This is a genomic window from Pseudomonas sp. 22515 (genome assembly GCF_052044625.1).
GTDB classification, from domain to species: domain Bacteria; phylum Pseudomonadota; class Gammaproteobacteria; order Pseudomonadales; family Pseudomonadaceae; genus Aquipseudomonas; species Aquipseudomonas alloputida.
The window spans coordinates 10,464-36,505 of the sequence record NZ_JBQENN010000035.1 but is presented as its reverse complement, the minus strand read 5'-3'; the positions used below and the strand labels follow the sequence as shown (position 1 = coordinate 36,505).

Below are 26,042 nucleotides of genomic sequence, written 5' to 3'. Positions count from 1 at the left end.
TGCAATAGCCCTACCAGCTGTAGTGAAGCCCGACGTTGGCACCCCAGGGCTGCTCGATCTTTTCACCGTTGGCGTAATCGAAGTCGGCGTGCAGTTGCAGGCGATCGGTCATGCTAACGGCAACCCCCAGCCCCAGCTCGCCGCGCGAGCCCGACAGATCATTGTCAAACCGGTTGTCGTTGACGTTGACCTGGTTGTCGTCGACGAACTCATGTGCGTAGGCAGCGCGCAGGTAGGGTTGCACCTTGCGCCCGGCACCTAGGTCGAAGGTACGCCCAACGGTGGCCCCGGCCTTGCCAAGCAGCGAGCGGGTGACGTCGCCGCGCGCCTGCATACCGTTATCCAGGTCATAGTGTTTGCCTTGGATGGTGACCATTGACCATTGCGTATAGGGCTCGATGAAGTAGTCATTACCCAGTTCCAGATGGCGACCGAACTCCAGGGATGCACCCACACCGAAGTTGTCGTAATCACCTTTGCTGCGCTTGCCATCGCTCATTGTGATATCCGACGAGTTGTCAAAGCGGTTGAGCTTGACCACGCCATCCAGATAGTAACCGCTCTGGGCATCGAGCCAGGTGGCATACAGCCCCAGGTAATAACTCTTGACGTCGGCGGACGCGCCACGCGTCAGGTTCAAGTCCGAATTGCTGTGCCCTGCCATCACACCCAGAAGCCACTGGCCATCCCCAAGCGGCAGCGGCATATCAGCACCTAACGAGAAGCCCTGCTGTACCTGCTGGTATGCACTGCCCGCTGCATCGGAAACGTTGTACTTGTTGCCATATGCCCTGACCCAGCCACCCGCCTTGCCTTGGTCCAGGCGCAGTTCGCCCATGCGGCTACGCAAGGTGGTGAGCTCGCCATACCATACGGTCGGCGCGGTGTTGAACAGGGCCAGCACCGAAGCGGTGCCGGGGCTGATGACCTTGCTCGCACCGTCGAGGAACCAGTCGTTGCCACGCTGCACCAGTTCGTAGGAGAACGTGCCCACGTCGACTGGGCCGTTGAGCAAGGAAAACTGCGCATCGCCTGCAGCGGCATGCACCAGGTGCAGTTGGTTTTCAGCCACAGGATCGGCACCACTGCTGCCAACCAGCAAGGTATGGCTGCCGGTGGCGGTACCGGTGATTTCAAGGTAATCGCTATCGCCGGTACTGAAGTCGGCGTCCATGATGAAGTTGCCACTGCCAGCCAGCGTCCCCACGCTCAAGCGCTGATACTGGCCCGGCTCACCAAACCTGACACTGCCACCCTCAAGGGCCAAGCTGCCGACCTTGCTGTCCTCGACCATGTTCCAGCGCGCCTGGTTGCTCAAGGTCAGGCCTGCTACGTTCTCCAGTCGGCCTGTCAGGCTGGCGTGGTTGTCCAGCGTCAGCGAGGCGCTGGAGCCCTCTTCGACACGCACGTCACCCACCAGCTGGCTGTTGTCCACCGTCATGCGTGCCGTGGAACTGCCCATAACTTCCAGCAGCGTGCCGTTGCTGCCTTGCAAGGTGCTTCCTCCGGCTACGAGGATATCGGCCTCAGCCGGGCCAAGCGCGGGGATGCCGACCACAATCGCAGAGCCGTCCTGCCCCTCTACGTGCGACCCCACCAGGCTCACCGTTGCAGTGCCAGGCTGTGCCTGCGCAGACAATATCCGCAAGCCATTCCGTGCACCCTGCAAACGGCTGCCTTCCGCGCTGAGCGTTGCGTTGTCAAATATGTCCGCAGCTGCGGCCGTGCCGGTACCGACCAGTGTACTGTTGTGCAGTACCAGGGTCGACTCGTCCGATATCAGCGCGCCCCCCCTGGCGCCTTCGACATAACTGTCACTGACGGTGGCCGTTGAGCCACCCAGGCTGTTGTCGTGCTGCAAGCGCAGACCATAGCGGGCGCTGACCACCCGCGAATTGGCAGTTACGTTTGCGCTCGAACCGCCCCGCAGGGCGATGCCATCGTCCAGTTGCGCATCCACCGTGCTGCCGCTCATCTCCAGGTGCGCACCGCCAAAAATATCGATGTGCTGGGTGGATGCACCGTTGGCGTCAAGCCTGGCCCCTGGGTTTAGTTGATAGTTATCGAGTGGTGTATTCGCATCGATGGTCAGGTCGCCATCCACGGTCGTCAACGCTTGGGCAATTGGGCTTAGCATCATAAGCGCAGACATGACCACCTTGGCCGGCACCAACGGCCCCCCGCGTTGTTTTTTCACAATCCCCATCAGCAATGACCTCAGTTGTGTCAGTTAATATTTCTGCCAAACGGCCGTGGCAGAAAAGTTACTAAACACAGTCCGAAAATTCTGTAGGAAAACCCTACAACCCCTTCGTCAACTTCAGAAAGGACGGCGATGGCGCGCTCTATCGCCGCCCTTTCACTGCTCATGGCGTAAGTGGGCAGGCAGTCCCAAGCACGTGCATGGAGACAATTTGTTCCAAGGTAACTGAGGTGTACGGCTTACCATCCAAGGTGAAGCTATACGTTACACGACCACGCCCTTCCCTGATGGCTGTGCTGTAGTTAGGAATGGGTAAAATGTGCACATCATATGGCTCGACCCGCCAGACGAAACCATTCAACTTACCGCCAGTCAGGGCTATATCTTCTGTCTTGTCGATACCCGGGATTTTTGTGTCGCCAGAGTACCCATGCACCGCCGTCCAGTGCATTGTCACCGTATCACTCTCTGTCAAGCCATACTGAGCAAGATCAGGCATTTGAACCCGAATAGATGGGACGGTGTCAGTGGGGTCGTTTGGATCGAACAACGACTTACACCCCAGCCAGCCTACTGGCGCTTCGGTATTTCCGCCTAAGAAAGCAGGTGCCTCGGGGCGCAAAACGATGGCATTGACTAACACATCGGTAGAGGGTGAAGCCGTTTTATTTGGGATGCCAGTGCGCGTGATCTCATAATGAACCGGTACGGTACCGTTCTTGCCTGCCTCGATATATTCCCAGGGAATTTCACACGTAATATTCGAGCCGGGGTCTCCATTTTCTACAGGATAATCCGCATCAGCAATATGTTGCCCCCCCCAATAGAAGGTAATGTTGTCGCCCTCTTTGAATGCAGCATCAAGCAAAAACGTCAACGATGCAGGATGCGTTTCATCGGCCGGGGTCAGTTCGTTGGCTTTACCTGAGATTGCACCAGTTACCGTGACTGGCCCCAGCTTCGGGTTGACGGGCCCTGGCCATTCTGGGTCCGGATTTGGGTCAACCGGCCCAATGCGTTCGAGGTTGACGTTCACATCAATGGATTTGCTACCTGCCGAGACCGCCCCTCGTCGCAGCTCATAGCTGACGGGCGTCTGCACATCGCCGCTGCTCGAACTACCATACTGCTCCCACACTTGCAGCGACGTCAGGTTGACGACCAAGGGGAAGCGGGGAGCGTTGCCGATCGGTTGCCAGCCGAGCTTGAGCGTCCCCCATGTCACTTCAAGCTCATCCGTGGGCTTGAAGTTTGAAAATTCAGGGATCTGCACGCTAACACCGGTGAAAACATCCTCTTGGTCAATCAAACCATCACCAGAAGGCGCCAACGGCACTACAGGGTCCTGCAACCCGGTGGGCAAGGGCCCGATAGCCACCCCTACCGGGAGATACTGCGAGAGCTTGCTGATGTTCCCTGCCTTGTCCACCAACAGGTAGAGTGCATAGACGCCGCCGTCACCCATGTCTTCGATGGCCTTCTTAGGCACTCGCAACGCTTGTGGTGGAGCTTGCACAGGCACACTCACAACAGGTTTAAATTCGGATGGATCGTCAGGCACGCTTTTCAGCCAATACACATGTACGGTATCGCCTGCCTTATAATCGTCATATTCTGGGAAGGCCAAATCCACGCTATCGATATTGGCATCCGTCACATCCGCAATTGGCGTAAAGGGTGCTGGCAGTGCCTGGCCATAGGGAGGCACACGGTCAAATATCAGGCTGAGTTCACCATCAGATTTTATCCTGTCTCCACCATTGTACGGCTGAACTTCACAACTGAATTTGTGTTCACCCTCCCCCCACAACTCTATCTTCGCTTTGGGAACTGTGAATGCAAAAGGAAAACCAGGCTTATCATCGGCATTGAATTCCCGGTTGAACATTTCCTCTGGCCCACCCGTAGCCGCAGTATGATAAACATATAATGTGTCAAACAGGCCAGAATCCGGCGGCGCAAACGTATCCCAAGCTTGCAGATCGATAATCAGGTTTTCAGCTGGGTTCAGCAAGACGCTGTTCTTCACAGTATTATCTGCTGGGTCCGCCAACAGCGATTCCTTGATAGTTGGCGGATCGAGCGGCGCGACCTCGACTGCCCGGGCCCTGGCCCCGCGAACGCTTTGACGGGCTTGTTCTGCTGCCGCCCACTTGCTTACTTGCTTGTTCATAGCCTCACCCGCTGGATAGAAGTTGAAAAACGACAAACCAACCAAACTCAGGTGAACCCATTAAAAAGCGTAACCCCCCCATCGACAACTGACAAAAATGTCAGTTGACGCTTTTACAAAGATGCTTTTTTTCAAACGTAAAAATCCGATACCAGAGGACTGGTATCGGATTTTCCATAAAGCCCAGATTGGGTTCAACTGCTTAAGCAAGCAGCATTATGCGCAGGCGCAAGACCTTTCACCCACGGGGTGGGCCCACTTGACATTACCCCTGCAAAGCCAAGTGGCCCCTCGATAAAGGGTCACAGTACATCCTGCATCGCCAACCGATCCAGCGCATCGTAACCATAGGTAGCCCCACCCGAACCGGACGCCAGCTTGACACGCTGCAAACGCCCTAACCCATCATATTCAAGTTGACGCCCCTCCTCATCCAGTATCAGGTTGCCATCGGCATCGTATTCCAACTCAATGATTCGCGGCTCATCTTCAAGCCCATTGATGGTGATGCCCGTCAGTTGCGCAGGGTCCCAAGGGTTGTCGAAATGATAACGGGCATCGATCATGCCTTCCTCGAACAGGGTGCGCACTCGGGTGATGTTATCCAGTGCGTCCATATCGAAGCGCTGCAGCTGGATCTTGTTGCCATACGGGTCTACGGGCACATAGGCGTCTTCACCCTGACACTCGTAGTCGGTCAACCGGCCTCGCTCGTCATAGACGTAGCTTTCTTCGCGCAGCACCGGCGTGCCCTCGCCCTCACTAAGCGTTTTAGTCGCGATGGCATCCACTGCGTCGTAGGTTTGGGTCAACGTCTGCTGCGTGTCGCCAAAATCAAAAATGCGGGATGTCTCGCGTTCGAACTCATCGTAGCCCAAGGTAGTTGTCAGGCTACGCACACTACCGTCGGGTTCCTCCGTTTCCGTCACGTAGGACTCGATGCGGCCCAGTGCGTCATAGTAGAAGCGGCTGACAAGTGTACCCAGGCGGGTTTCCTCGAGCTGGCCCAATGCGTTGTAACGGTGTGATTGAACACCTCCTAATACATCCGTATAACTCAAAAGGCGACCGCCAAGGCTGTGGACGTATTGCATGCGAAGCGGTTCCCCACCCCCCTGGCTACGCGTTTCCGAGCGCAGGTGACCGGTACTGTAATAGTCTCGCGAAAGCTCATCACCATTTTCCTTGCAACCGAGCAGCCGAGCATTTTTTGTGTCGTAGTCGTATTCCGCATTCACCTCGGTGTTAACCAGGGTCCTTTGCCAAGGCTCTTCACCTACCTGTGGCACATACTTGTAAACAATATGCTCGCCACGGGGGGAAATCACTGACTCCGGCTGGCGCATGCCCGGGGCATATTCCATCAAGCGCCGACGACCACCGGTAACAGACGCCACCATACGGTTCAGGCCGTCAAAGGCCTGTTCGCCCAACACATGCTCCTCCACTACCCCACTAACGGTTTCCAACACTTTGATCAGCACCGGCAGGTCTTCGTGGCTATGCGGCGCATACTCACGCACCACCTGCGAGTTATCGGCCAAGGTATGCACGAGCAGTCGATCGAATTCATCGTAGGCAAAGGCAGTTTGCGCTTGACGGCCATCGATTTCCCGAGAGGTCCGGCCCAGGCCGTCATAAAAATACTGGTGCAAGCTTTCCCGTTTGCCATCAAGGCGCAAGCGCTCGACACGCACCGGCTTGTCGAACAGATTCTGCCATGTCACGGTCTTGCCAGTGCGCACCTTACCATCCCCCGATTCACGCCACTGCGTGATGATCGGCCCTGCTGATTCTTGCGTGCCGATCGGGTCGGTTTGTTCATGGTTGCGCACACCATCCGGCCCAACCTCACAGCAACGCTGCCCCCAGGCGTCGTACTCGTAACGGGTGGTCAGCGGCAGGTCTTCCAGCGCCAGCCACTCATGTTCAACCTCTTCAACCAGGTTGCCCAGGGCATCGTACGTTGCACTATAGGTCTGACGCTGCGCTTCCTGGGCTGCTGGCGTAAGCGCATAGTCGGGATCCTGGCGCATCCGCCGAACTTCGCGGTTCAGGCCATCGACATAGCTCCAGGTCGTAACACCCTTGACGTCTACCATGACCTGCAGAGCCTGGCTGCCATTGGACGACAGATGGTAGCTGTACTCGCGTTTCGCCGTGTACTCGGTACCCGGCGCAACGGTTTCGCTTGTTACGCGTCGCAGCTCGTCATAGGTATAAGCGATCTGCACATCGTTGCTCTCATAGTTTTCGTCATAATGGAGCAGCGGTTCACCGATCAACACCGAGTGCCGCAAAGTGGTGACTTTTTGCGCATGACGCTTGCCCGTACCTGGCAGATAATGCCCATGGTCGAAGCCGTTCAGAGTCGCCACGGTTTGCACAGCGGGATGCTGGTCCTCCTCAACCCGGGTGTAGTTATAGGTTGTATGGGTAACCTTGCCGTTCAGCTTCAGCGTTTCACTGACAGGCCGGCCATGTTGCAACTTATCGTCGCGCGGGGTCGCGAGCCTGGACTGGCCATGACGCAATGCCTTGATCTGGCGCCCTCGCACCAGGCCACGATGCCACGTACCGCCAACGCTGTCTGCATATTCAGTCTGGGTATGGCGCAACAGCTTGGCGCCCTGCACTCGCACCAGTGCTTCAGTATGCTGAAGCAACTTGCCCCTGGCATCAGCGTCGAGGGCGGACAGTTTGACGTAGGTATAGTCACTACGCAGTGTTTCTGCTCCGGCATCGCCGTCGGCAGCGGGCTCCACCGTGCGCGATCTCAGCCACCGGACAAAGCCTTCTGGATCACCGGGGTAGTCTCCCTCGGCGGCCGCTGGGTAATAGGTGCTGTGCGTTGTCACACCATTGGGCTGCCGCTCCAGTATCAGGTTGCCGTATGGGTCATAGTCAGTGGTGACCGTCTGCTCCCGGTAAGCGTTTGAGTTTCCTGCCAGCCGCCAGGCGGTTGTCACGGTCTTGGGTAACTGGAAGTTATTCGGTTGTGCCGAGAATCCTAAATTATCGACCTCATGATAGGTGGTGGTAACGGTATTGACGCAGGCGTCCTGGGTAGTGACCTGTTTGGTTATTAAATGGAAGCGGTTGAAACTGCGCTCCACCACGCGCACCGCAACCTTGTTCATATAGTGGCTTGTCGTCGAGGTATAGAGAAAATCGCTCCCGGTGAACTTGTACAAGTTGTCGAAGCCATTATCCTCCCAATCGACGCCGGCGCCGTTACCTAGATAATTGTTGCTGCTGAAAGCATAGTGTGTTTCGACATCTTCCTGTTCAAAGCCTGGGCTCACGACATGGCGCGTTACGTACGGTAGCGTCTTCCCGCCAGGCAAGTCATGGCCATCGTACTTGTATTCGATGACTTCGCTGCCACCGAGCGGGGTTCGCACATGGGTCAACAAACGCAAAATGCCCCACGACTCAGTTTGCAACGGATGATAGTCGAATTCCCAGCGTGCCTTGTCCGGGGTGGGTAACACGACTTGTTTCAGTTCATCGCCGTCGCGTACCAAGGTGTAACGTGCGAAGGCTTTGGTCCCGGGGTTCAAGTCGATCAGCACATCGCTGGTGGAATAGTCGATTTTCAGCAAGGTCCTGTTGGTGTCGTCAACGATCCATTCCAGGCAGGGCGCACCGTCCACAGGCGTGTAGCCCAGGGTGATGCCGTGACCTGTCTCTGCCAGCACCCGCACGGGCAAGGACACGGTGTAATTGGGAGCCTGTGGCTCAAGCAGCTCGATCAAACCGGTCTTGTGCGCCACGCGATAGCGCGTTTGCTCACCTTCACTGACATTTTCAAAATGAAAGCTGTCGATTTTGCGCTCTAGCACCACAGCCTGCTCACCCGGACCGTTGTCGTCCACTTTGAAGCTTTCACCAGAATGCAGGTTGAGCATCCCACGGTTCGTGAATTGGCTCAGGTTCAAGCTCCAGCCGTCTCCGAACCCTGGATCCCCTTTGCTCATCGGGTTGTAGGACAGCCGCAGCGGCAGGCTGGGGCCGTTGAGGTCGTTGGCGGGCAGTTCGGGTAACTGAATCGCCAGTGTGTATTGCCCGGTTCGCGGGTCAACGCCACCCTGCACGAAGCTGAGGAAGTTGAAAGCATTGGAATGGACGATGGATTGGGTCGTCATGGTAAATACTCACTCGATAATTGGGGTGCGTCGCCCGCGAACGGGCGACTTGGCTTTACTGCCCCTCAAGGACCAACTGGTTGCGGCTGTCCACGCCGCCCTTGAAAGTAATTCTCAAGTGGTGGGCATTGCCGTAGTTGTCGGTGAGCGTTACGAGCAGTGGTCTGTCCAATACCTTGCGATACTCGGTATGTTCGGTGTCAACCCAGTATTTCAAGTTCGGTACCCGATCCAGGCTCAACAGCAGGGTGCCTGTACTGACGGACTCATGGTTCTTGAACCCATAATCCAGGCCTTCGAACTTCACCTTTTCCTCATGCACCAGCAACTCGAGTTCAGCCCCATACGTGATGCCGCTCGGTGGCGATACGGAATCCGGATCACGACGGGGAATGAACGCAAACCCTGTGTAGCTGCAGTAGGTTTCGTCGATCAGTTCGCTTTCCCACTTCATCATCGATGCATACGCCAGACGGGCCCTGACAAACTCGAGTCCGGGGGCTCTGAGTACCCAGTAATCGGTGGTGTAATGCCAATAGTTGAAGAAGTCGCCGTTCGAGTGATTACTACCATCGTGGGTATACACCCGCTTTGGCTCAAATTTGTAATCGTCAATATTGGGCGGGGAAACTTGCACTCCTTGCAGCTCGAGCACCCCCGGGGCTCCCTCCTTGAGGTCAGAGTAATGCCAGCCGTTGTTATGATCCTGGAACTTGGCCTTGAACTTCCTGACCTCGGCCTCCAGGGCGTTCACAAAGAAGGTCACGGTACGCCGTGCGTCGATTGGCGCTAGCAATGAGTCTTGCTCAGCCTGAACCGCGCTAACTGGAAAGTAGTCGTAGCGAACATTGCGACGCTTGGTGACTGCCCATTTCTGGTCAGCTGCCTCCTCAGGCAGCTCATCAGGGTCCAACCCATCAGCACCAGCCGGCAAGACGTAGACTGGGCTACCGTCCTCGTATAGCAGCTGCAGCGTCGATAATTCCTGATCGCTCACCGGGTCCCATACAGTCCCGTTAGCCCCCTCGAAACTGTTGGTTTCGATAAGGACGTCGATGCCAACCTGCTGCAAACCATTGGCCAAGACCTTGTTACGATTGCTGTTATTACGCAAAACTTCAAATCTATTGAGCGCTTTCCAACGCTCTTGCTGTGTGGCCATTTGTTGCACACTGTTACGCCCGTGCTCGATCACGGCAAGCCCCCCAAGCCCGTAGGCAACGCCGACAACGACGCTGACTTCACCCGGCCCGCCTGGCTCAGCCCCCGGCGCGGTGTAGACACCGTCCTTAAGCGTACCTTTACCGAAGAGCATCCATGAGTCCGCCTTATAATCGAGAAGAGCGAAGTCCTGGGTCCCGCTGGGTGGCATTTGCGAGACATGGAACGGCTCGAGCTGGAGCATCATGGAGTATTTGATCATCACCACCGTTGCATAGCCGCTGTCGGCGCCGCGCGACACCTTTATACGCAACAGCTCCACTGGCTCCTTTTCGTCTTTGGCGCTCGGCGTATACCTGACACTGCGGGGATCCTCCGGAATCGCTTCAAAGCCGTCAGTGGTGCCATCCTCGAGCGCCCAGGAGATGCCCTCACCATCTGACGCCGTCAGCGTGAGCGCAGGATCGCCTTTGTTCCAGAGCACTACTCTGGGTGAAATCGCCAAGGCCTCGCTGGACTCGACCACTAATGCCGTACGTACTTCACTGTCGGGCGAGTTGGTCAGCTTGGCCGTCACTAGGACAACTTGCGAGTCACTGGCAAATTTGTCGATGGCCGAAGCGGTATAACGCCCGGCCACCATGTCACCGCACGCACGCGGATAAGTGAGATTACGCACCGACCATTCACTGGGCGCCGTGCCCGTCAGGGTGAATTGCTTGTCCCTGGAAGCCCCGAGACTACTTAGCGCCGGCTGCAGAATACGCGCGTCCTTGCCAGGCGTAATATCGCCAAACAGGATCGTGTCATGCTGCTTGTACTCTTCGGACATCGCAATCTCATGTTTCTGCGGCAAGACCACCTGCGACAACACGTCGGTGGCGAACTTGGCCATCAGGGGGGCCCAAGCCTTGCTTACCAGCAGCGAAGCACCGTAGTTGCCCTTGCCGGCACTGCTCGACGGCAGTAGGTAGAGCCACCCGGCAGGCGCATAGCCCCACTTCAGCGCACCCCTTAACTGCATGAGCAACACCACGGCCCCATCGTCCGCGGGCGATGAGCCGCTGCCCCCCCCTTCAGGGGCCTTTTGCGCCACGACAGTGAAATCCACCACGGACAGTGCGCTATAGCCAAAGTGGAATTCGATCGTTACCACCGGCAATGCCCAGTTGCGCAACTGCGGCCCCAGCTGCCGCAGTAAATATGCGCCCATGGTGCTTTCGGCGTTTGGGGTTGGCGCCAGGTTACAGACCGGGTCGGAGACCGTACTCCAATCGATGACCAATTGGCCCTTGTCGGCATTACGTGACCGCACTACCTGCAAATCGACGGTTACTTCGAATCGAAAGCCCATGCCCGGCTGCAGCACATGGCTGCGCCTCAAGAAGGCAGGCTCGCCGGGGTACTCGGCAATCATGCTACACCTGCCGGCGATCAGTTCCATGCTCAGCTTGACCCGTGCCGACCGACCACTGGCCGCTCTGAACGACACCTGGGGCGGGCCGAACATGATGTTCGCGAAAACAACCTTCTCGGTGTTGTTATCCGCGTAATATTCGCCGCTGAACGGCACGATAAAGTCCTGGGTCGCGAATGCCTCGACAAAGCGATCCTGCAACAGTTGGTTGAAACGGTCGCGGCCGATCGAGAGCATCGCACCCCAGCCGTGCATGGCGTCACCCTTGCTCAGTTCTGCGAGCAGGTCATCCTTTGAATTGCTAGCCATGATCAAGCCCCCTTCGCACCGGTGTTTTGCTTGACTTGTTTCAGTTGCTCGATGTAATCCGGGTCGAAGGGTAGTGGAAGCACGACGTAATCCCAGGTATTGGGCCTAGTCTTTTCAATCGCTGCAAGAATGACGTAATCGCTGTCCTTTTCGCTGATTGTATAAACACCCGTCTTTTCATCAATGTTGCCCTCCCCCCTTACCGTGTACCAATCGACCGCATCAGGCGGGATTAGCTCAGGGTCCATCATTCCCCCTGGAGTCCAAAGCTCCAGCGCCAGCTTTCCTTCTTCCGGCTGCGTAGCCTTGAGCACGCCAGTGACAGGGAACCACGCTATGAGGATCTCGAAGACGTCCGTTTCTCCCCCAGCGGATACCTGCACAGTGTCCAGTTGCACCACGCGCCCAATCGTGCCCGCACTTCCCGGTTGATGGGTCGGTGCCTCATAAATGCGCGCGTTCGCACCCGGGGGAATCTCAAGGTTATCGTCGTCGGCGTTTGGCTCACGCAAGGCGCCTTTCGCACCGCCCCCCATGCTCCACTGCAACTGTTCATCCAAGCTGCCACCTATCAGCAGGTAAGTGCGGGGTTTCGCCGGAGGCTCCGGCGAATAATTGGCGACCTGTAGAAGCGGATAGGCCGAGACTTTTCTAGCGACGACTGTCACCAATGCCCGACTGATACTGTCGCCTGATTGGGCCTCGACGATGACCTGCTTCGAGGCACCTGTGATCTTGTCCCGCGTCGGCGCGGTATAGGTGCCATCCTTGATAGAGCCTATTTCACCCTCTGAGCCTGGCACGGGCTTGACAGTCCAGGTAACTGGGGCGTTGGGTGGTGTCGTCAGGACGAAGTCCTGACTTGTACCGGCCCCAATCGATACCTCTAGAGGTTCAACGGCAAAGGCGGTGAACTTCGGTGCCAGGGTACCCAGCAACGACAGGTCGCCGGGGGCATGCACGGAAACGGGTTGTACCGCTTGTTCACTGCGGAACAGCAACCCGTTCAGACGCAGCACATCAATCGAGGCCCCGACTTCTTCGATGGCGGAAGTAAACTTCTCAAATGCTTTTTCCATCGGTGGTTTGACGTGAGGGGCACAACGATCGACAGTGAACCCCCAAAACATCCCTCTCACATCAGTATTGTCGTCAAGCTCAATATCCGTACGAAGACTTTTCTCTCCGGGTACAATGGTCACCCTACCTTTATTCGGACCTTCGCTTTCGATGCTGAGCAAATATTCCTTCTCAAAGGTGAAGATGAAAACTGGTTCTCGCTCCCCACACGTATGCACCGAACTCCAAGTAAAACAACACCTGACTTCAGCCGGCGCATGACACTGCCACCTGAATTTTATTTTGCCCTCTTCAAAACTAAACGAGCCCTCATTACCCTCACTCGCTAGACTAAAGGGGGAAAGCCGCCCATAGTCGAGCGTCGCACCCGGGTCATTAAACACGAGCTCAGGAATATTGGCTTTCAACTCACCATAATTCGCCCGCACAATAAAACCATTTGCAGATTCCTCATACGTCGGCTCAATTCCACTGAATTCGGGTATTTTTTTTATCATCTTGGCCACGAGGTCTTTTGCCCACGCCGCATTGTGCAAAATGATATTTGCCGTATACGCCTCGCCAGTTGGGGGTTGCGGCAGTAAATACGGAAAACCTCCATCGTTCGCTGGCCAATCACCGACCGCCCCACCATTGAAGGCCACGCCAACCAGTACCGCCCCCTCTTCAAGTTCGGCCGGGTCAGTACTCGCGACCGTCTGGCCGGCCTTGGCCAGCGAGTGCGTTCGAACCGAGAAGAAAGTCGGCTTCAATTCACCTTCCACTGGCGCGAGCGTGTTCAGTTCCCATACTTGCTCTTCCACCTCCCTCCCTTGAAACTCTTTCCGAATAGCGTTACCCACCTTATCGTTCAAGTCCTTCCATGCAGACACTTCGAACGTATAGGCTGTACCCTCGGCCAAGTTCAGTGTCACCCGGCCCTTGTCATTAATGTTGCCCCCGTTGCTCTCTTTGAGAGAGATGTTCATACGCACGGACGGGGCGGTCAGTGGGTCGACCCGAGCGATGCTTATCACTTCCAAGGTATCACCGCCTGACTTTTCGCGCAGATGCTTGATGGTGCCGTCAACCATACGCATGCTCAACCGCGCATTAGAGCTACTGATGTTCGAGTTAACGAAGGTCAAGCTGGGTTTGCTGAAGGTAAGCTCCGACAGATCAATGTAACTACCCGTCTCGGTTAGCTCACGCAGGTTGATAGGTTTTAGCCAATGGCTACCGTCGAAACGCTCAATGTGCTCCTGGGTCAACAGCATGTTGGTTTTAAAACGATCATAAACCAGTATAGCCCCCCAACCTTTCGTCTGGGGCTTTTCTCCAAGGTATTGCAAATATTGAGCAAGTGTAGGCCTAGGCATTTATTTAACCCTCTGAACTCTAGAAACAAGAAAGGTGCATCACAGACTGCACAGCAGTGCGCCCGCACTGCATTACAAAAAAACTACCTATTGACAGCGTTTTACCTAAAATCACTCATCGCCTATCATCGCTGGATACAAAACACCAGCGCTTGATGCGCGACAATTTGAGACTAGTCGACTAACGTCAAGTTATTAACACGGAAGGGCGTATAGTAAATTCCACCGTCATAGCTGAGCCGTGGATACAACGTAAAACGCTCACCCACGATGAGCCGCTTCAATATGTCCTTGGGTAACTTCGCCTTCACCCCGGTCTCGACTTCCCCTGGGGAGACTTCGACAGCATCGTGAAACACGTATTCCTGCTCGCCCTCTGCCGTCACGCCGACGATCGACAAGGTCAGTAGCTGCTTTTCAGCAATGAAGTACCAAGTTTCCAGCTCCAGGTCGGCACCGTCTTCAGGCACTTCCGAGAGCGGCAGCTCTTTACCAGAGACACCCTTGCAGATAATCTGCGGCAACTGTTCATGTGGCAGTGGCGCTACTCGCAGGTGGTAGGCCACCGAGTCGAAATAATCAGCTTCATCCGCTTCGTTGATCACCCGGTAAAACACCTTGAAACGCCTGGATTCATCCTTGTCACCCCGCGCCATATTCGCCACGACATACTGCGCCGGGATGAAAAAACGCAGCGGGTCGGCTGTGCTCGCCGGCTCCTTGGCCACGTATTGGCCCCATTCGGAATGCCCTATCCAATGCACCTGCACGCGTTCTCCAGGCGCGACAACGCCGGTGGGCACTACAACATATACGCCGTCAATACCAGACAGCGCCTCCATCGTTCCCCAATCTGGCGTTGCATCCGGGTTGGCACCCCTGATATCAGGCGCCACCAGCGCCTCTCGCATTGGCAGTATCTCTACCTGCAACTCGCTCGAACTCAGGCTCTCGCCCGGTCGGCCATATTGGTAGCTCAACCACACCGTCGTGCCCCCATTGGCCGCCAAGGTTTCGCCAGAAACCTGAAAAGGGATCGAGGCCGCCTCCATGGTGCTGGGATCGACACGCACCGACTGGATCAGGTCCCCCACCGGGCTGCGCCAATGCATGACAACGCGGTCAGACGACGCCATCGAAGGGTACACCGGAACCCGGATCGTCACGCCCGAGCGGAGCTTCGCCGGCTCCAGCGGTTCGCCCTCCGCATACCCATCGATGGCAGGTTTTTCGAGGGGCTGGGGCAAAGTCGCGCCCGAGTCGATTTCCCAGCGTTGGACAGGCGAATCGAGCTTGCTGCCGTTCATCAATTCAATGCTGTAAGACCCCTCTGCATGGCCCTTTTCCAGTAAGCTGAAAAAATTTTTGGGAACGGTGGCCGATAGGGCTTCCTTATCGAAATGGTCTTCATCGACTAACAGCGTCCTGGACCATTCATCATCTTTAACCCCATCTTCGTCATAGCCGACCACCTTGAGATGGACTTTGTCTCCCGGCTGCATGGCCTGGTAGGGAGCGACAAGCACGGTCACCACACCACCGACGGGGAGCTTGCGGGGCTGAATGACCAAGCCGTGCGAGGGCAGCGCCTGTAGCACCGCTAGCGTCTCGCCTCCCTCTTGCGGGCGCACCCCCACATAGCAAAACTGCCGAAGTGACTCCAGCGGGTTGCCGCCGGATGGGAATACGGTGTAGGACAGAAATGCCCATCCGCCAGCGGCGCCTCGGATAGTTGCGTTATCGATCTTTACCTCAACCCCATCTATCGGGTCGACCGGGTACCCCGCGCCTGTATCATCGAAAGCATCACCGCCCGGGTTAGCCCCTATCCAGCGTGGGCTTACAGTATCTGCGCCATCCATACCCGTGTACTTAATACGCACAACCAATGCATCGGCACCCAATTTATCCAGATCTATCTCATCACGTTCATTCAAATCAGGGATATGCGGCTTCTCGGGTGCAGCTTTCAGCCCACTCATGTCAAGCGACCTCAGGTTAATTACCCTTTACGCTGAAACGTCGCAATCGCTGATCAACCTGCCAATTTGAACAGGACGAATACGTCGACGCCATCGCATGGGCGACTGTAGGAGTGCCAGCTGAACGCTACGCCCTGGAACGCTTGGGCCTCGTCTGCCAGCAACATATTTCAGCAAAGTTATAGCCCTGCTCGGATCGGTCGAACAACTGGTAAAACTGCTAGGTGCGCGCCAGAGAAAGCCCCCCTAGCCTGTATGCGAATACGTGAGGCCTATGCGCATCACTTTCGCTCATGGATGTCGCGGGCACTCCAGCTGCGGCACACCCGATCCACACGCTGACATGAGACGACCAGTATGAACACTGAAAGTGCCCCCCTCCAGTCGGGCATTATAATGGTTACCGACCCGGACCAAGACTTTAACGAATTAATCGTCCCGGAAAAATATGGCGAAACATTCACACTCAACGTGACGCTTTCTAAGCCACGTAAAATCCAATTCTCCGACATACCTTCCGCCTCAATCATTACATTGAGTGGCTATAACTGGTCAGTAAAACTCAAGACCACTCACCACCCGGCCGGCCTGGAGCCGAACGATATTGACTACTACGCGAGAACTTACGATAACAACGCCTTCATCAAGGAAGGGCTGGGCGTGGAGGTCATGGAAAAAACCGGTACAGCGAGCCGCGATTCACTAAAAAAAATTGAGGTCACCCTTTCGAAACAACCTGGCCTCCCATCCACTTCGCGAGAATAATGTCATGTCCGTGCATTCCAACGCCTTCAACTTTTCAAGTTTCGTTCAAGGCAGTGTCGACCCGCGCACCGGCCAATATGCGTTAAGCATCGACCTGCCAACACTTAACGCCAATAACCTGTGCGGTCCCGACCTGCCGTTGCAGCTTAATTTCAACCCGATGAACAACGAGAAGACGGGGTTCGGTACTGGCTGGAGCCTGAAACTGACGCGCTTTACCGTCTCCAGCGGCATGCTCAACCTGCACAGCGGTGAAAGATTCAAGGTCGACAACAATGGTCCTGGGGAGGCTGCCGTCATCGCGGAGCGTAAGCTGGAAAGTTTTCACTTCAGCGATATCAGCGAGGGCGAACAGAAACGCTTTCGCATTGCGCACAAGTCGGGCCTGACCGAAATCCTCGAACCACGCGACGCCAACTATGATTGGGCAGTGCCGGTACGGGTACTGGCGCCGTCAGGGCATGGCATCAACCTGCACTACGCACCAGACAAGACCACGCCGCACCTGACATCGATCAGCGATGACAGCAAGCGCGTGTTACTGCGCATTGATTACACCGGCAACGCCGAGGTACTTGTAGATATAAACCCGGGCACCGAGGCTCATGCCCGGTTTACCTTGGGACTGCAAGGTGGTCACCTGACAAGTGTGAACCTGCCGGGCCCCGACAAAGCAGCCTGGCAGTTTGACTACGTCGCCTATGATAACGATACCCTGTACTACCTGACCCGCCTGGAAAACCCCGTCGGTGGCATCGAAACGATTAGGTACAAGGTGGACGGCCATGCGTTTCCAGGGGTGGAAGGCAAATACCTGCCCTACGCCACCGAACACATCCTTCAGCCCGACCCGCTGGACGATACCACCTACCTGAAAAACACCTACGCGTTCAGCAACAACAACTTCCTGGGCAATGGTGCCGGCGTCAGTTGGTCCGACACGGGTCTAGACATTCTCTACGACTCCCCTGATCCCACCTTCCGTTATCAGTCCACAGCACACCACCACTTGGGCGACCAAGTGCTGCGAACGGTCACACGCACCTTCAACCGCTTTCATCTCCTGACCGAACAGGTCACCCAACAACAGGGTTGCATCGAAACCGTCACGACCAAGTACCACGAAGTAGACAATCTGAACTTCAAGGCTCAGCCCAACCATTTCCAGTTGCCCCACCAAGTGACCAAGTCCTGGACGCTGGACGGCAACTCCAACAAGCGCCGCGATGAAACCCTGGTGACCCTGTACGACACCTTTGGCAACCTGACCGAGGAGATTCAGGCCAACGGCATACGCACGGTACGCGAGTACTACTCCAATGGATGCGAAGGCTGCCCGGAAGACCCAGAAGGCTTTGTGCGCAACCTGAAATGTGAAACGGTCTACCCGGCGCCCGTGGCCGACAGCTCACTGGATGCTGCTCCGATCAAGCGCAACCGCTATCGGTACGTCAAACTACCCGCTCTGGCCCAGGCCACATCCCAGCAACTGCCCAACCACTGGCTGGCACTGGAGAACGAGGACACCTTCGAGGTCAAGATCGAGGCACGCGCTGGCGGGCAGAAAGCAGAAACAGAACACCTGCTGCACAGTAATCACCGCTACTACCTGAACATGCCTGAAAATCCACTCTTGCATGGCCGCACCGACAAGCATGAGTTCAGCATGAACGGTTTCTCGGCCAGTACCGCCTGGCGCTATGAGATCACCAATGATCTCGACGGTAATCCTACCTGGCTGCAGACCAAAGAAACCTACAAAGCACCCGGCGGCACGCTCGAAACGACGACCCGCGCCGCGCAGTCGATCCTTAGTGGCCAGTTGGTCGAAGATGAAGATCTCAATGGCGTGGTGAGCCGCTTCCGCTACGACATGCTGAACCGCCTGATAGAGCACACTACGGCGCCCGACAGCGTTTACCAGGCCACCCGTAGCTACGCCTACCGATTCTTCATCGATGAGGGACGAAAACGCTCCTATGACCAAGTCACTGACGCCAAAGGGGTGATCACACGGGTGGTTTACGACGGCCTGAACCGGCCGATCAGGGAAGAGCGCGAGGTCATCGTTGCTGGCGACCCAGCAACGCGCCTGACGCGCACGCTATCGACGTCACGCTATGACTCGGCAGGCCGCCTCACCCGCGAGACGCTCTACGACTACCCACCTGTCGATGCCGGCGCACAGGCCCCGCAACAGCCCGACGTCACCACGACCTATGACTATGGCTACGACGGCTGGGGTGCACGCAGCCAGGTATTCCGCTCGGATGGCGTCACGGAGTTCACGGACTCCACACCGTTCGGCGTAGGCGGCGATCTGGTCACCGAGTGGATTGAAACCCGGGACCAACCGGGCGTCAGGCAGAATGTGCGGGTCAGCCAGCTGAATGCCTTCAACAAACCATCCTACGAGTACCGCCAGATCGAAGAGCCAGGTCAACCACCGGTGCAAGTCGGCCGCACGGACTACGTCTACGATGGGTTTGGCCGCTGCACCCAGGACACTTTCAGCTCCACCACACCGGGCAGCAAGGCAGTACCCCGCATCCGCAAATTCAGCTATGACGTCTGGGGACGCATGTACAAAACCGTGCGCCCGAACGGTAGCGCGCTGCTGCGTAGCTTCGTCGGGTACAGCGTGGAGGAACTCACCACCAGGCTGGAAGTGCAAGAAGCGGGCAGCGACACCGCCGAAACGGTATTCAGCCGCAGCTACGATGGCCTGGGCAGGCTGAAACAGGTGAAGATCGGCCCACGGATCGAGGACTACGACTACGTGACGCAGACCTTGCTGATCGACAAGCGTACGGCTTACGCACAAGACAAGAACCGCAAGCGCGTCATCCAATACAATTACCTGCCGCAGCTGACTGAACAACCCACCATGCTGGATGCCAGTATCGAAGTGCCAGGGCAACGGCATTCCACTACGCAGGCCATCTTCGGCTACGACAAGACCACCGCGCAGATATCGAGCGCCGACAACGGCAATGGCCGACACGGGTATGAATACACCCAGGAGGGCTACCTGGCTAAAGACACCTGGATGGTCGGTGGCAAAGAGCAACACCACAGTGACTACAAACACTCCCTTCAAGGCAGGATACGCACTCGCAAGCACTCCGATGGCCACGAGTGCGAATACGGTTATGACGCCGAGGGCCGCGTAAACAGCATCAGCCAAGGGGCGCTGCACAGTGTTCTCAAGTACAACAGCCAGGGTTTGCTGTGCAGCACCGAAACCCGTGACGGCGGGAATGCCGATCGCCGCGTGCTGTGCACCCAGACATACGATGCCCTGGGCCGTGAGAAAACACGCACGCTGACCGTAAATGGCGCTGCAGAACAAGTGTTGAGCCTGGAATGGTACGACAATGACTTGCTCTATAGCCGTACGCTGGTTCGGGACGCAAAGGAGGTGCGCAAGGAAACCTTCGAGTACGATGAACTCGATCGCTTGGTCCAGTACACCTGCACTGGCGAGGACCTGCCCAGCGACACCAAAGGGCGCCAGATCAGTGTCCAGCTGTTCCGCCTCGACGATTTGGACCGGCTAACCCGTCGCGCCACCGAGTTTGCCGATGGCAACAGCGAGAGAGCCGACTTTACCTACAAAGAGGATGGCAGTTTCCAATTGGAAAAGGTTGGCTATCGCCTGTTCGAGGGCTACACCGCCCAACAGGCCTTCGACTATGAATGGCAGGCATTCGAAGAGGAGCAGACATTCGACGAAGAGCAGACGTTCACCTATGACGAGCAAGGCAACATGCTCAATGACGAACTTGGCCGCAAGCTTGAGTACGACACCCTTGGCCGTTTGCAACGGGTTATCGATGTCGACGGCAAAACCACGCTGGTGGAGTACCAGTACGACGGGCATGATCAATTGCTGGCATCGCGGCATGCCGACGGCCGCCAGGTACATCGCCGTTTCCTCGGCCATCAGCTGGACAGCACGCTGGAAAACGATGTCCTGACCCAATACCTGTACAGCGGCATCCAGCCCCTGGGCGTTCAGCAATACCCGGCTGCCCCCGAGGCCACACGGCTGCTGCACAGCGATATCGCCGGTAGCGTGGTCAGCGAAACCGATGCCCAGGGTACCCGCCACGCCAACTACAGCGTCTATGGCGAGCGCCCTGCCGACAACGGCATGCGCACCCTGCTGGCGTTCAACGGCGAAGCCCGCGAGGAAGCGCTTGGCTGGTATCTGCTCGGCAGCGGCTATCGTGCGTACAACCCAGGACTGATGCGCTTCCACAGCCCAGACTCGCTAAGCCAGGAGGAAGCAGGCATCAACCCCTACCTGTACGCCCTAGGCAACCCGGTGAACTGGCGCGACCCTACCGGGCACCGTGTCCAAGGCATCCCTCCTGACCGTGTACCACCATCGTATATCGACCCGCCCGAGAAGCCCAAAGCGCCTTGGGGTGCGTGGATAGGCGTGGCCGTAGCCGGGGCGATATTTCTCGCTTCGGTATACTTCATGCCGTGGTCGGCGCCATTGAGTCTTAGTTTACTCCCTAAGTTCACCTTGGGGGTCGCGGGTGTCACCGCCAACGGCCTCGCGTTCGCTGGACAGATCTATATCGCCGTCAACAATGATGAGGACCAGAACCTGCAATACATACTCTTTGGACTCTCCTTTGCGGGCGGTTTCGCTTCGGGGGTCGGGATCAAGGCTACCAGAGCGGCGCTCCACGCGGCCAAAGCGGCTGCCGCCAGAACGAGTGGAATAAGCGCAGCGCTCAAAAACATGGGCGAGATGAACGCAGGTATCATCAAACAGGGGGGCAATCTCGCACCAGTGGCAAACGCATCTCCTGCCGGTGGGGGTATGCTCTCCCGAGCCTCGATATCGGCTACCAGGGGAAGTAACAGCCCAAGGATCTTGACCAGAACAAATTCTAACAGGTCGGTGGTTAACTCTTCGAATACTTCTCGGAATTCACCTAACCCCACCCGTTCCAACTCCGTCACGAGCCGTACCTCGAACAACAATTCCCGCGGGGAAAACTTCGCTGAGATAACCCAAAATTCTGGTCAATCGTCTGGCACTTCAACGCCGTCCTCACCTGTCTGGCTGAAGGGTCCACCGGATTTTACGAGAGCATTCGAGTGGGCAGAACCAGGAAAAGGTATACGTTCCGGATACTTTAGATATTTAGATTAATGACCTGCGGACTGACCCCAACCAAGTTCCCGCTGCGCAACGCAGCGGGAACCTTCCCACAATGCATTACCCCTCGCTCACGCTGATTACTCCGCCAGACACTGAAGACTCTTCCTACATTACCTCACCCCCGCCCCGCCTAACCTAGCGCCCTCGAACTCGGCGTACACCGTCTTTTGAAGCACCCCTGCGCCGCTGCTCGCTACACAACACAGCCACCCCACCGGTACTGCCTTGGCACTGACCGGTAGCGCAGCTCAGGACCCCCCAATGCCTCGACTCGATCGGCGCAGGCACCTGCCATCACGCCTACGCCTTGCCCCGCTTTCGCCACTGCTGGGTGCCTTTGTGACCTTGGCACCCGCCACCTCCACGCTTGCCGAAACCTCACCTGTCACGTTCCAGGCAGGCTTCATGCGCCAACCCCCTGGCCAGGCGACGGATGCCGGGGCGGTGGCGCTGCAGAGCCTGGCTGCACATACGCCGCTACCAGCAGGGCGCTATCGCGTTGCCCTGCTGGTAAACCTTGCCCCCATCGAAGAGCGGGAGCTGGAGTTCCATGCCGCAGCCAATGGTAGTGGCCTGCAACCCTGCCTGACCGGCGACGTGTTGCGTGCCCTGGACCTGCGCGAGCAAGCGCTTGAGACAGCCCTGCCCGAGGATGATAGCTGTGTCGACCTGGCAACCCTGATCCCGCAGGCCAGTGTCGACTTCGACCCGGCGCAGCTGCGCCTGTCGTTGTCGATCCCACAGGTTGCCCTGCGCCAGGACCGCTCGGGCAACGTGCCGCAAGAGCGCTGGGACGCGGGCATCAATGCAGCGTTCGTCAACTATCAGGTATCGGCCCAGCACAGCAGCCTGCGCGAAGGGCGCAACACCAGCAGCCAAGACCTCTACCTGAACAGTGGGATCAACCTGGGTGCCTGGCGCCTGCGCAGCCAACAGGCACTGCGCCAGGGCGATGACGGTACACGGCAATGGAGCCGCAGCGACACCTACGCCCAGCGTGACCTGCCCGGCCTGCGCGCGAACCTCACCCTGGGCGAAACCTTTACCGGCAGCGATGTATTTCGCAGCTTTGCTTTTTCTGGCGTGCGCCTGGCCTCCGACCAGGAGATGCTCTCCGATACCCTGCAGCAATATGCTCCGGTCATCCGCGGTGTTGCACAAACTCGGGCGAAGATCGAAGTGCTGCGCAACGGCTTCCCGATCTATTCCAGCTATGTAGCCCCAGGACCGTATGCCATCGACGACCTCAGCGTCGGTGCCGGTCACGGTGAGCTGGAGGTGGTGGTGACCGAAAGCGATGGGCAGGTCAGCCGCTTCATCCAGCCCTATTCATCGCTGGGGAGCCTGCTACGCGAAGGGGTGTGGCGCTATACGGGCACCGCTGGCCGCTACAACGGTGCCGAACACCTCGACAAGCCAGGGTTCTGGCAAACCACCCTGGCCCGCGGCGGCACCTGGAACAGCACGCTTTATGGCGGCCTGCTGGCCAGTGACTACTATCGCGCCTACGCACTGGGGGCGGCCCGCGACTTCGCTGACCTGGGTGCGTTATCGCTGGACGTCACCCAGGCGAGCACCGACCTGGGTGGTTCGCTGGGGCAAGTGCAGGGGCAAAGCGTTGCCCTGCGCTATGGTAAAAGTTTCCAGACCCGCACCAGCCTGCGCTTTGCCGGCTACCGCTACTCCACCGAAGGCTACCGCGACTTTGACGAAGCCGTTCTGCAACGCAATGGCGCTTCGCGGTTTGCCGGTAGCCGGCGCAGCCGCCTGGAAGCCTCGGCATACCAGACCATGGGCCAAAGCAGCTCGCTGAGCCTGACCCTGTCGCAAGAGGACTACTGGCGCAGCGACTACCAGCGTCGTCAGTTCCAGTTGCAGTACAACACACGCCTGGGTGACCTCGGGGTCAATCTCTTCGCTTCGCAATCACTGAGCGAACGCAATACCGACAGCAGGATGTTCGGGCTGAGCCTGAGCCTGCCACTGGACTTCGGCCGCCGGCAGACCACCCGTTTCGACCTGCAACGCGTCAACGGCCAGTATAGCGAGCGCGCCAGCCTGCAAGGCGGTTTGCTGGATGACCGCCTCAGTTACTATGCGGCACTGGCCAACGACCAGAACAACCGCAAGAGCGGCAACCTATCGCTTGCCTACCAGGGCAGCCAGGCCAGTTATGGCGTAGGTTACAGCGAGGGCAGCAACTATCGCACCCTGTCGCTGAACGCCAGTGGCTCGATGCTGGCCCATGCCGACGGCATCACCTTCGGCAGCTACATGGGGGAGACCACGGCGCTTGTACACGTACCCGACGTCGCCGATCTCGGCATGCAGAATGCCACTTCGACACGGACAGATGCCGATGGATACCTGCTGGTCCCATACCTGCGCCCCTATCGGGTCAATTCACTGGTACTCGACACCGACCAACTGCCCCCCGAAGTGGTCATCGACAATGGCAGCCAGCAAGTGGTTCCACGCCGAGGTGCAGTGGTCAAGGCCCGCTTCGACGCACGCCGGGTGGTGCGCATGGTGCTCACGCTGCAACACCCCGACGGCCGCCCACTGCCGTTCGGCGCCGACGTCAGCGATGCGCAAGGCAAGTCACTGGCCGTGGTCGGCCAGGCTGGGCAAACCCTGCTGGCAAGCACCCAGCAAGGTCCGCAACACCTGACGGTACGCTGGCAGGACGACGGCAATCAGCACTGCCAGGTGGCAGTGAACCCGCAAAACCTGCCACTGCTCGATGGCTTCCGCATGCAAACGCTGCAATGCCTGCCCGTATCGGTTGACGACACCAAACCGGCATCTGCCGACGACTCACAGGAACACGCCTAATGACCCCGCCCCACACCCGCCGCCTGCGCCTGCTTGCCTTGACCCTCTGCAACCTCATGCCCTGGCTGGTGGCGACCAGCGCGCAGGCCAACTGCAGCTGGGGCGCTGGCAGCGCAACCTACATGACCTTCAAAAACCAGAAGGTCAGTTTTTCGATCCCGCGCGATGCACCCGTCGGGACGCTCATCGGCGAGGCCAGTCTATACGCAAAAAATGACCAAGGGGCGACCTTGACCTGCTTCTATAACGCAGCCAACCCAGTCACTGCCAAGCTGCCCAACAGCGCACCACCGTTCGTCGGCAGCCTGCCCCTCATGGGCAACAAGAACGTGGATGGCATGGTGATGCAGACCAACATCCAGGGCGTGGGCGTTGCCATCGATCTTGGCTACCCCTTCAATGGCAGTGCCGACAATACCTTCACGCCCGACGCAGGCACTGGCATCCCCTACACCGGGACCATGACCAGGCCGACCTCGTTTGGCCTGCCACTGGACGCAATCCGCGGCAAGGCCAGCTTCATCAAGATTGGCGATATCGACCCAGGGCCGCAAGAAGTCGACGTGGAGGTGTTCCATGGTTTCATCCATGACTTAGGCAAAGTCATGGATTACAAGGTCCAGGCCACCATCACCCGCGCACAGTGCTCCCTGGCAGGAAACCAAGTGAATCCCGGCCTTGTGAACATGGGGGAATACAGCATCGATGACTTCAAGGGCGTCGGCACGCCCCTAAGTTCCGTTCCATTCCAGATCACCCTCAACAACTGCGTGGACAGCAGTGCCCCAGGTGCCAAGCGTGCGGATATCCATCTGATGCTGGATACCAGCCAAGGCTCAGTCCCCATCGACCCCACCGAAGGCGTGTTCAGCATACTCCCGGGATCAGGCAGCGCCGACGGCGTCGGCATCCAGATACTGCGCAGCGACAACACCACAGCGATGCCCCTGCAGTCCGAGCAGTTGATCAAGGAACTGGATATTGGCCAAACCGTGCTGCATTTCAATGCCCGCTACGTGCAGACCGAGGCCCGGGTGACACCTGGCGTGGCCGCTGGCGCGCTGAACTTCACCGTTCACTACCGTTGAACCGTGCAAGCCCCTGAACAAGGGGCTTTAGCACAGGGTTGTATCGGGGTGAAATCGAGACGAAAAAAAAGGGACCTGAGGTCCCTTTTTTATCTTACGTTTGGAGCGGGAAACGAGACTCGAACTCGCGACCCCGACCTTGGCAAGGTCGTGCTCTACCAACTGAGCTATTCCCGCATTGTGAAACTTTACCGCTTTCGGCGTGAAGCGCCTTGAAGACCTTCACCACCACTGCACCGCATAGACGCCACAGTATTTAAACTGGAGCGGGAAACGAGACTCGAACTCGCGACCCCGACCTTGGCAAGGTCGTGCTCTACCAACTGAGCTATTCCCGC

10 protein-coding genes and 2 tRNA genes are annotated in these 26,042 nt (G+C 57.5%); 4 read left to right on the top strand and 8 right to left on the bottom strand.

Annotation, left to right across the window (positions count from 1 at the left end):
• Window positions 1-10: 10 nt before the first annotated feature.
• The 6 genes from ACTJJN_RS24450 to ACTJJN_RS24425 form a co-directional block, all read right to left on the bottom strand.
• Window positions 11-2,206 (bottom strand): autotransporter outer membrane beta-barrel domain-containing protein, encoded by a 2,196-nt coding sequence (locus tag ACTJJN_RS24450; RefSeq protein ID WP_014754082.1) that lies wholly within the window; start codon window positions 2,204-2,206, stop codon window positions 11-13.
• Between the two features lie 160 nt (window positions 2,207-2,366).
• A complete protein-coding gene (locus ACTJJN_RS24445) occupies window positions 2,367-4,376 on the bottom strand; it encodes a hypothetical protein (protein WP_017147839.1) in 2,010 nt (669 codons plus the stop codon).
• A gap of 302 nt (window positions 4,377-4,678) precedes the next feature.
• Window positions 4,679-8,524: an RHS repeat domain-containing protein gene (locus ACTJJN_RS24440; protein ID WP_324737159.1), complete on the bottom strand. Its 3,846-nt coding sequence runs from the start codon at window positions 8,522-8,524 to the stop codon at window positions 4,679-4,681.
• A 55-nt stretch (window positions 8,525-8,579) separates the two neighbouring features.
• The gene (locus ACTJJN_RS24435; protein ID WP_440781680.1) at window positions 8,580-11,411 is read right to left on the bottom strand and encodes a hypothetical protein; all 2,832 of its coding nucleotides are present in this window, start codon (window positions 11,409-11,411) and stop codon (window positions 8,580-8,582) included.
• Between the two features lie 2 nt (window positions 11,412-11,413).
• Complete coding sequence (locus tag ACTJJN_RS24430; RefSeq protein ID WP_017147841.1) at window positions 11,414-13,849, bottom strand: hypothetical protein; 2,436 nt, start codon at window positions 13,847-13,849, stop codon at window positions 11,414-11,416.
• A gap of 173 nt (window positions 13,850-14,022) precedes the next feature.
• Window positions 14,023-15,831, bottom strand: coding sequence for a hypothetical protein (locus tag ACTJJN_RS24425; protein WP_440781679.1), 1,809 nt, complete (start codon window positions 15,829-15,831; stop codon window positions 14,023-14,025).
• A gap of 357 nt (window positions 15,832-16,188) precedes the next feature.
• Here ACTJJN_RS24425 and ACTJJN_RS24420 point away from each other — a divergent pair, with 357 nt between their 5' ends.
• The 4 genes from ACTJJN_RS24420 to ACTJJN_RS24405 all read left to right on the top strand — a co-directional run bounded on the left by ACTJJN_RS24420 (window position 16,189) and on the right by ACTJJN_RS24405 (window position 25,704).
• Window positions 16,189-16,596, top strand: coding sequence for a hypothetical protein (locus tag ACTJJN_RS24420; protein ID WP_012053317.1), 408 nt, complete (start codon window positions 16,189-16,191; stop codon window positions 16,594-16,596).
• Between the two features lie 4 nt (window positions 16,597-16,600).
• On the top strand, window positions 16,601-21,772 hold the full coding sequence (locus tag ACTJJN_RS24415) for an RHS repeat domain-containing protein (protein ID WP_088513086.1): 5,172 nt from the start codon (window positions 16,601-16,603) through the stop codon (window positions 21,770-21,772).
• A gap of 270 nt (window positions 21,773-22,042) precedes the next feature.
• Window positions 22,043-24,616, top strand: coding sequence for a fimbria/pilus outer membrane usher protein (locus ACTJJN_RS24410; protein ID WP_017147842.1), 2,574 nt, complete (start codon window positions 22,043-22,045; stop codon window positions 24,614-24,616).
• Entirely contained in the window at window positions 24,616-25,704 is a 1,089-nt protein-coding gene (locus ACTJJN_RS24405) for a fimbrial protein (RefSeq protein WP_014754094.1), read from the top strand. Before ACTJJN_RS24410 ends, ACTJJN_RS24405 begins: the two co-directional genes overlap by 1 nt.
• A 101-nt stretch (window positions 25,705-25,805) precedes the next feature.
• On the opposite strand, the gene ACTJJN_RS24400 is transcribed toward ACTJJN_RS24405, so the two are convergent.
• Both ACTJJN_RS24400 and ACTJJN_RS24395 read right to left on the bottom strand, forming a co-directional pair.
• Window positions 25,806-25,881 (bottom strand) — tRNA-Gly (locus ACTJJN_RS24400).
• An 85-nt stretch (window positions 25,882-25,966) separates the two neighbouring features.
• A tRNA-Gly gene (locus tag ACTJJN_RS24395) sits at window positions 25,967-26,042 on the bottom strand.

Coding starts and splice junctions, on each gene's coding strand:
- ACTJJN_RS24450 (WP_014754082.1), bottom strand. CDS start 2,206: ATGGGGATTGTGAAAAAACAACGCGGGGGGCCGTTGGTGCCGGCCAAG.
- ACTJJN_RS24445 (WP_017147839.1), bottom strand. CDS start 4,376: ATGAACAAGCAAGTAAGCAAGTGGGCGGCAGCAGAACAAGCCCGTCAA.
- ACTJJN_RS24440 (WP_324737159.1), bottom strand. CDS start 8,524: ATGACGACCCAATCCATCGTCCATTCCAATGCTTTCAACTTCCTCAGC.
- ACTJJN_RS24435 (WP_440781680.1), bottom strand. CDS start 11,411: ATGGCTAGCAATTCAAAGGATGACCTGCTCGCAGAACTGAGCAAGGGT.
- ACTJJN_RS24430 (WP_017147841.1), bottom strand. CDS start 13,849: ATGCCTAGGCCTACACTTGCTCAATATTTGCAATACCTTGGAGAAAAG.
- ACTJJN_RS24425 (WP_440781679.1), bottom strand. CDS start 15,831: ATGAGTGGGCTGAAAGCTGCACCCGAGAAGCCGCATATCCCTGATTTG.
- ACTJJN_RS24420 (WP_012053317.1), top strand. CDS start 16,189: ATGAACACTGAAAGTGCCCCCCTCCAGTCGGGCATTATAATGGTTACC.
- ACTJJN_RS24415 (WP_088513086.1), top strand. CDS start 16,601: ATGTCCGTGCATTCCAACGCCTTCAACTTTTCAAGTTTCGTTCAAGGC.
- ACTJJN_RS24410 (WP_017147842.1), top strand. CDS start 22,043: ATGCCTCGACTCGATCGGCGCAGGCACCTGCCATCACGCCTACGCCTT.
- ACTJJN_RS24405 (WP_014754094.1), top strand. CDS start 24,616: ATGACCCCGCCCCACACCCGCCGCCTGCGCCTGCTTGCCTTGACCCTC.